Source organism: [Flexibacter] sp. ATCC 35208 (assembly GCF_001975825.1).
GTDB lineage: Bacteria > Bacteroidota > Bacteroidia > Chitinophagales > Chitinophagaceae > Chitinophaga.
Genome location: NZ_MTKN01000009.1, coordinates 72,346 through 80,315, shown reverse-complemented (window position 1 = coordinate 80,315; position 7,970 = coordinate 72,346). Strand labels below are relative to the sequence as shown.

Genomic DNA, 7,970 nt, shown 5'->3' with positions numbered 1-7,970 from the left:
ATACTAACTCTTTGTCAGGCGCATTGCGATTCACAGACTTTATCTGGTAATAGAATAATTTTCCATCCTGTACTACGATATCCCCTCCAGGGTAAATTTCGAGGTAATCCGGAATCACCTGTTTACGTGCATCGATAATCCCATTATACACAGCTACAGGATGATCCTTATCCACCAGTCTGTACACATATTGCCCACACTGACTGATCTCATCTACCTGCACATACTCATCATAGGCCTTCGTATCTGTAGCACTGCGTAAACTGTCAATATGCTTACGGATATTCAACAATGAATTGATACTACTATCGACCCGCACCTCACCTGATACCTCAGCCGGCGCATCACCCGCCATCTCATTTGGTGCATCACTGGCCACCTCTGCTGACCCAACCGTACGTGCACTCACGGCTGCTGACCGATCAGCCGCCGCACCTGCACGTACCTCAGCTAACCTACTACTGATCTTATTTGCTGTTAAAGCACCCCCATTAAGCTTATATTGAGACAGCGCAGCTGTAAACTTCCTGGCAGCCTCCAACGCAGCTGGCTGTGTATCATATGCCTGCTCGCTAATGAAAGTATATTTTTGAGAAGGGTGATAGCCAATCGTATAATTAAACTTCCATGTATCAGGAGCCTGGTTGATACTCATATCATACCTGAACTCATTCACAATCCGCCAGATCTTATCCTGCAATGCCTGAGCCGCTGCTGCTGAATTAGTCTCCATCGCACATACAGCCATGGGCGTTTCACCATCTTTTACTGACAACAGGTACTTATCTCCATCCGTTTCTTGCGCAATAGAATAATTCGCCGTATCCAGCATCAGCACGAGCAACCTAAACGCATGCACAGTCACCTGCTCCTTATTGTCAAACTCCGCAAGCGGGGTGAATTTGAAACGGTTCCCTTTCTTCTCTACCAATGTATAAGACATCTTATCCGGCTTATCAATGATATCATTATCTCCAATCTTGAAAGCCTCTGTATCAATAAAAGTCGTCGCCTGCTTTTCATCAAATGCCAATATGCCGATAGGCACAGATGCAGCCTCTGTATCCTCCCAAACAGTGTTATCATTGATTTTGCTGATCTCCTGCACCGCCACCGTATGTGCCTGGTGTTCTTCCGGCGAAGGGGCAATAAACATCCTCACCTTATTCCCGGCACTGTCTTTTAATATAGCATTGTAGCGATATGTGTAGATATACACATCATCAGAGGCGATGTCTGTAGTATATAATCTCTGTAATCCATTAATAACCGTATTCGCTGTTTCTGCCGAAGGCTGCTTCACAGAGAAAATCGCGTTGTTCGCCCTGATCACATAAGCCTGTTCATGGGCCAGGTATTCAGTAGAATAGTTTTGCTGATCTCCCAGCTGTGTCAACAAGGATTTTGCAGCTTCCTGCGCTTCCGCCCTTGTATCATATTTCAGTGTACTACGGAAATAATCATTTTTACCAACAGGCAATGTGAACAGGTATTGTTCTGCATACTGCACTACCTCAAAGTTGCACAACGTATGCCGGGCATGATCAGTTATACCCGCTAACGCAAGAAAACGTTGTTCAAAACCAGAAATATCTATTACCTGGCTGTAATCATAACCAGTACCTCTGTCTGCACTGAGTTCGCTATAATTACCTAAGAAGTTTTCCTTCGCCTGAACCTGGTCCTGCTCCTGCCCATAGGATAAAAGCGCATAATCCGTAAACTGCTCGGCAAATCTTGACAACAAATGATCCAGGAAACCTTGTCTCCGCGCCGCATATTGATTCTCATCCTCAGCTATCTGTTGCAGATACGCCGAATAATTACTCAGGTTAAAACTGATTTCAAATGAATACCGGGTATTCGCCGCATATAAAAATGCATTGTAGTTACTATCAAATGTACCCATGTACAGCAATGCCGTCGCTGCATTATTAGCAGATGTTGCATTCGGATAATAACGTTTACTGATCAATACAAAATCAGTTGCAGAACTGGTGATGTAGTAAAAGCAACAACCATCTTTTTGTGTAATGACATGAATAGTGGCATTATTATTCCGCAAATCATCTTCCAGTTGCGCAATCGCAATCGCATTGTCAGCCGTTGTTTCAAAAGTAGCCGGTGTCAGCTGGCCAATATCAATCGTCTGCAAATCGGCGGTATCAATAACAGATCTATCAATGGGATAACACAAGGTATCACCTGTATTTCCCAATGACCCATCACTAAATCGTTGTAATTTATCCAGTTCTGGCACACTATCCAGCCCATTGATAAAATAGGTATGCTGCTCTTCCGGAGCAGACATAGAAAACAGCGTACGTATATGCTGCAGCTGGGTCAGGTAGTTCGCCAGCAACTGATCAAAGAATAACAGGTACCCCTTTAACTGCAAAGCCTGCGCCTTACGCATGGCTGGTGCACTTGCTGAAAGCCCTCCTTTGGCAATACCATACACCCGTGGAAAATCATTTTGAATAGAATAATAATCTGCCAGATCTTTTCTATATACCCCTGTTGGAATCGCTGCATCCAACTGCTCTTTCTGATAGGTGATCTTACCCGTATACCTGAAATTTACTAACAACAGATCATTGTACTTCGAAAAATCAAATGCTACAGGTATCCCATTTCTTGTAAACCTGAACGCACAACAAGCCGGGTTTAACAAGGGGATATGATTCTCAGGCAGGAATATCTTCCAGCGCTCATCCGCATCACGATCACAGAATTTTATTCTCAGGGATTGTAACCGGCTGATACCAGTTGTAGACAACAATACATTGTATACATCTGAAGTATGGATCTCTTTTCTTAAAATAATTTGTTCAAACTCCGTAGTATCCACAAAACCATGACTACTGGTCACATTATAAGGTCTTCCTGCAAATGCTTCATCCATAGAAACACCTTTGTCCAGCAACTGAGGCAATGTATAAAATTGCGGAGCAGGAGAGAAGAAATGCTGTAACCGTTGCATCAGGTCCAGGTACGTCTTTTCAGGATCAGCACCATTCCCCAATTCTATATCCGCAGTCACACCCAGTGGCTGACGGCATAAAATATAGATCTTCAGGAAGTCCTCACAGAAGTTACGATGTGCCAGCAGACTCTTTTTTACCTCCGCAAGTACGTTTTCTTCCACTACGTTTTCTTCCAGTTCTATATATACATTGTAAAGCCCATTCAGCGATACCCTTGCATTTCGTTCATCATTGTAATTCCCACAAAACTGCTGTACATTCAAATCATCTACTACCTCCAGCCACGCATTTCTCACACCATCAATATCTACCAGCATCTTCCTGTAATCCAGTATAGTCAAAGGATTACAACCTAATATCTGCGCAGGGGTAAAAAAGTTACTATCCTTAGCACCACTGCCGGGCGCCGGTGTAAACAGATCTACCGCTGGCAGATTGGTACGATAACCCAAATCCAGCAATGCATAGCAAAGTGTTTCCAGTATAGTAATACCTGGATCATGTACGTTATGATCCGTCCAGATCTTACCGGATAATTGTGCGAGGTAACCGATCCCTTCCGATCTCAACCTTGTAAAATCCAGGTAGTCCGGGAAGCCGGCATTTTGCTTACTGATGACTGTCGTATCGTTTAAAACATCTGCCATGGGGGCTTACTTATTTGGGGGTTACGGAATCTTCACAATATTGCATAACAGGCGTAGGCTGATTACCGCAGGTAAATTCGCGGTCCCAGTTTTCATCTTCATCATCCGGGATGTTTACTTCCACATCGCCGGCTATGAGAATACTACGTGGGGTAATGGGGCACACATTCGTGACATCAGTACCATTAGGATCTCCTGCATGCCATAGCCGCAGGTCCTGTACATAATCTACATAATCTCTTGTTTCAAGGAAATAGACAATATCTGATCTATATATACACTGTCCAAAGCTGAGTTTATCATACACACCTACCGCCCATGGTGCCAGGAATTCCCGCAGGTCGGCAGCCAGTTTATCTTTATAATAACCTTTGTCTTTTCCGGGATAGAGCTTCACCTGTATACAGGCATTCACCTTTTCATACCTGGGATTCCTCACCTTTAGCTTTACAAAAGGTGAGGATACCTTTTGCAGACTTTCCTGTATTTTCTCCAACAGGCTCAATGGTGCTTTGGGTTCAAAAGCCTGCGATGCCTTCAGCTTGTTCAGATCAGGAATTACCGCTACCAGCACATGCCCCGGTGCCATCGGGAAGTCGTTGGTAAATGCTGCGGCATCCAGTGCATGACTATGATTGATGCATTTTACTTTGAATACCTGTGGAAAAGCATCGAGTACAATCCGCTCATAGTCGAACTTCTGAATAGCTCTTCCTTTGTGACGCAGCAACTCGCTCACCCTTACATAATACTGACCCTGTTCTTCCGGTACACTGCCACCAAAAGAAGGATAAGGCTGGGAGATCTTCTTCACTTTTGCATCCGCATCTTTCAGTTTGGAGATCTGGTTGCCATCCAGAGGTGTGGCCAGTCGCATTTTATCATTGGCGGCATCGTTTGTAAACGTTACCCTCACAGCCTGTGTATGAATACCAATCGTCTCTGCCACTGACCTGCTGTTGAATGGAATAGCCGCTTTGATCCAGTGCAGTCCGGAAGGCAAAATGGTGTTTTCGTTCGTCATATTAGCCGGCAGGGAGAACTGGATGATGCCGGATGTGGTCAGTCCGTCAGTTGCATCATCCAGCACTTCAAACCCTGTACGCAAAGGCTTCCACTGGTTGTTGTCCAGGTAGTACCATTGCACGGTCTGCCGTTCGGCTTCAGAATCGGCGGTAGCTTCTGCCAGCTGGAACAATACACTCAGGTTATTGCCCGGCTGAAGGTCTTTCAGGCCGATGAATAAATTTCCTTCATCAGTGAATAACGGAAACAGCGTAGGACTGGATGTGTTACTCACCGGCTGATACGTGCCTGTATATGGATGCAGATGTATCAGGTCAATATCTTTGATCGTCGCAGTAGCAGTATAATCCAGCGAGATCCCTTTGATCTGTGGCGTATACGGCTCATTAGGGATCACTACCCGAATATTCTGCAGCTTTACGATCTTATCATACGTAGGTTTTAAGATCTGATCTTCTTCATAGTCGATCATGCGCTTTAGATTGTATCCATCCCACAGCGGTGCATTGTCAGGTACACCATTCGGATACAAAGGGAAAGCAGCAGGTGGAAAAGGTAGCTTCCCCGCAGGAGGTGGATCACCTAATGCCAGTTTATATTCCCCATCAGAGAAATCAACAGGCGTATTGGGTGTATCCGGATATTTCGTCCACAGTTTATCGATCAGCTGATCTGCTCTGTTACGAATGTTCGTTGTTAGCTCATAAGAGTGCTTTACAGCGTCAAATACCTCATCAAAGGTCAATACCTGTGCCGTAGAGGTGCCACTTGGAGAAATGCCATCATAAACAGGTCCTACATATATTTCAGGGTATTTACCCAGTGCCAGCATCTGCCTGGTCAATACATAAGAATACCGGGAATGCTGGAAATCCAGGTTTTTGGCAGAAGCCAATGTCAGGCGTAGAAATCCATCCTGTGCCGCATTGGTATAAACTGCATCTGTATAACTGAGGTCATCATTCCTTTTATAGGGGTTGACACCGGTAAAGTTGCTCCTCTTGAAATTGAAGAAGTACAAAGGTCCATCATTGCCACAGAATTTATCACCCGGCGTGTCGCTGCTAAATAGTTTTTTGGAAGCATTATACGCCCTCCAGCTACCATGATCCAGGAAATCCGCAGAGAAGAGAAAATTATTTTCATTAAAATCTGCTGTGTTGATAATAGGGGTGGTAGTCAGATCTTCATACCCATGATAATAAGTTTCCAGGCTAGCCGGTTTATCTTTCCAGTTCAGCCTTAAGTTAATGGCTGTCCAGTTCTTATTAAAGATCTCTTTGGAACTCAAAATAAAATGTGAACCCAACCGTGGCCTTGAACTGAATGGATAGATAATTCCATTGATGTCCATCGGACTATCGTCATTCTGCACAATGAAATTCTTCAACCCACATACGGTCACATCAATATTGTTATCTTTTAAAATAACATGCTTGAAGAAATAATACAGCGATACCTCTACATCATCCGTTGTGGGCGGCACCGACAAACAACAGTTATTTTCAGACTGCTTACTCCCTGGTAGCCGCATGGCGATCAGGTCATTCAGCAATACCTTTACTACTGGTTGTGTGGTGTTAAAGTCTTCTTTTAACTTGTCCTTGTCGTAAAAGGCGATGGCAGGACTGGCAGGTTGTAGTATAGCATTGATGGTAATAGAAAACTGATCCCCATTCAATGCCGGATCGAGTGTAATGCTCAGATCATCTGCATCCAGCCATTTGTCTTTTCCACTGAAAGATACATTCAGCGCCTTCTGTGGCGGGAAAATATCTTTCAGTGTATCACCGGTATTCAGACTGTCAAATTCCGCTTTGGTGATCAGTGCATCGTAGTTGTATTTCAGCTGTGGGTTATAACACAGCGTTTGGGTAGGTTTTTCCAGCAGAAAGGTAAATAGGTTGGCTTCCAGTGCGGAGCTGATACCCCGTTTTACCGCCTGCCCGATAAGAGGCTTGCTGATATAATAGTAAGTCTGTTGAATCAACCCTGCTACAGTGCTGTATAGATCCGTAGCATCTGTTAAAGTACAAGCTAATTTTATTGTAATCGTACGCTTTCCCTCATTCAGCAGCAACACAGGAGAAGCTAATATGAACCCTAACCTTGCATGTGGATATGGGTAAGTAAATTTCTGTTCAGGGTCAATGTATTTACTAAAATGACTGCCCATAGTAGGCCAGCTATCTGGTGTACCCTTCGACACGCCATCAGCAAATAGTGCATTCGGCGCCATATACACGCCATTGCTCACAAAGAGGGTACGTACATCTGCGACCTGCGCTTTATTAGCCACCAGCTCATTGTCCAGCGAAAAGAGTACCTCTGCTTTGTTATTGTCTTTCCCATCTTTTACCAGCAATCCGGCTTGCAACCTGTATTGCTCCAGCTGCTGCTGAATATCTACAAGTATATGCACCTGGTCAGGTTGTGCAGGTCGTGGTTTTAGTTGTAATACCTGTTGATAAAAGAAGTCAAGGTGTTTCTTCGCAAAACTATTCAAATCATCCTGCAAGTAATGGAACAACTTCAGGAAGGCAAACAACAAGCCCAGGTGTGGTGTGTGCTGCTGTTGCAACGCTGCTTTTAATGGCAATAAGCTATTCTCAATATCAGCCGCAGCTGCAGTGCTGATACTATCTATCACCTGCTCACAGCTATTGAATACATTCACCACAGCAGCGGCAATATCAGTGATACTGGTCAATGATGATACCCCATACAGATCGTCTATTTCCAGATCCCAATAGTCACTTTCATAGTAAGGACGAAAATCAATTCTTTTAATGGCAAACAGGGAAGCGGCCGCATTATCCAGCGCAATAAATTCTACCAGGCTATTGTGCAGTTTATCTTTGATCACATGTAGCAATAGCGGCTCCAATGTCAATCCGTTATCTTTTACCTGCTGGTACCAGGTATCTACACGACTGATGGTATAATACCACGTGTATTGTAAAAGTAGTTGTAGTCCTCTGGCAGAGGGTTTCTTACCAAAGAGATAATAATACCCGTCCAGTTTTTCTTTCTTACCAGGCAGGTTGTATTTATTGATCGCACTCAGCGTAAAGGGCGTACTATTTCTGAAAAAAGCCTGCCAGTCGCCGGCATTGATCAGTACATCGCCCTGGGCATCGTAATAGTTTACGTGCCGGGACAACTGTACGAAATAATCCAGCAGATCGGACAACTGCCTGCCATCAATCTGTGTAGTGCTGGACAATAGATCGTCCAGTACACGTTGATGCTGGCTGGTGCCGGGATCATGTTGAAATGGATGTAGCAGATGAATGCATTCCATAGTTAT

At 44.3% G+C, this 7,970-nt stretch carries 2 protein-coding genes; both read right to left on the bottom strand.

Features of this window, described 5'->3' with window-relative positions; translation table 11 throughout:
- The coding region (locus BW716_RS08410) for a hypothetical protein (protein ID WP_220388726.1) at nucleotides 1-3,634 on the bottom strand (3,634 nt) is incomplete at its 3' end.
- A gap of 10 nt (nucleotides 3,635-3,644) precedes the next feature.
- Nucleotides 3,645-7,964, bottom strand: coding sequence for a hypothetical protein (locus BW716_RS08405; RefSeq protein WP_083722093.1), 4,320 nt, complete (start codon nucleotides 7,962-7,964; stop codon nucleotides 3,645-3,647).
- Nucleotides 7,965-7,970: the final 6 nt, after the last annotated feature.

Coding starts and splice junctions, on each gene's coding strand:
- BW716_RS08405 (WP_083722093.1), bottom strand. CDS start 7,964: ATGGAATGCATTCATCTGCTACATCCATTTCAACATGATCCCGGCACC.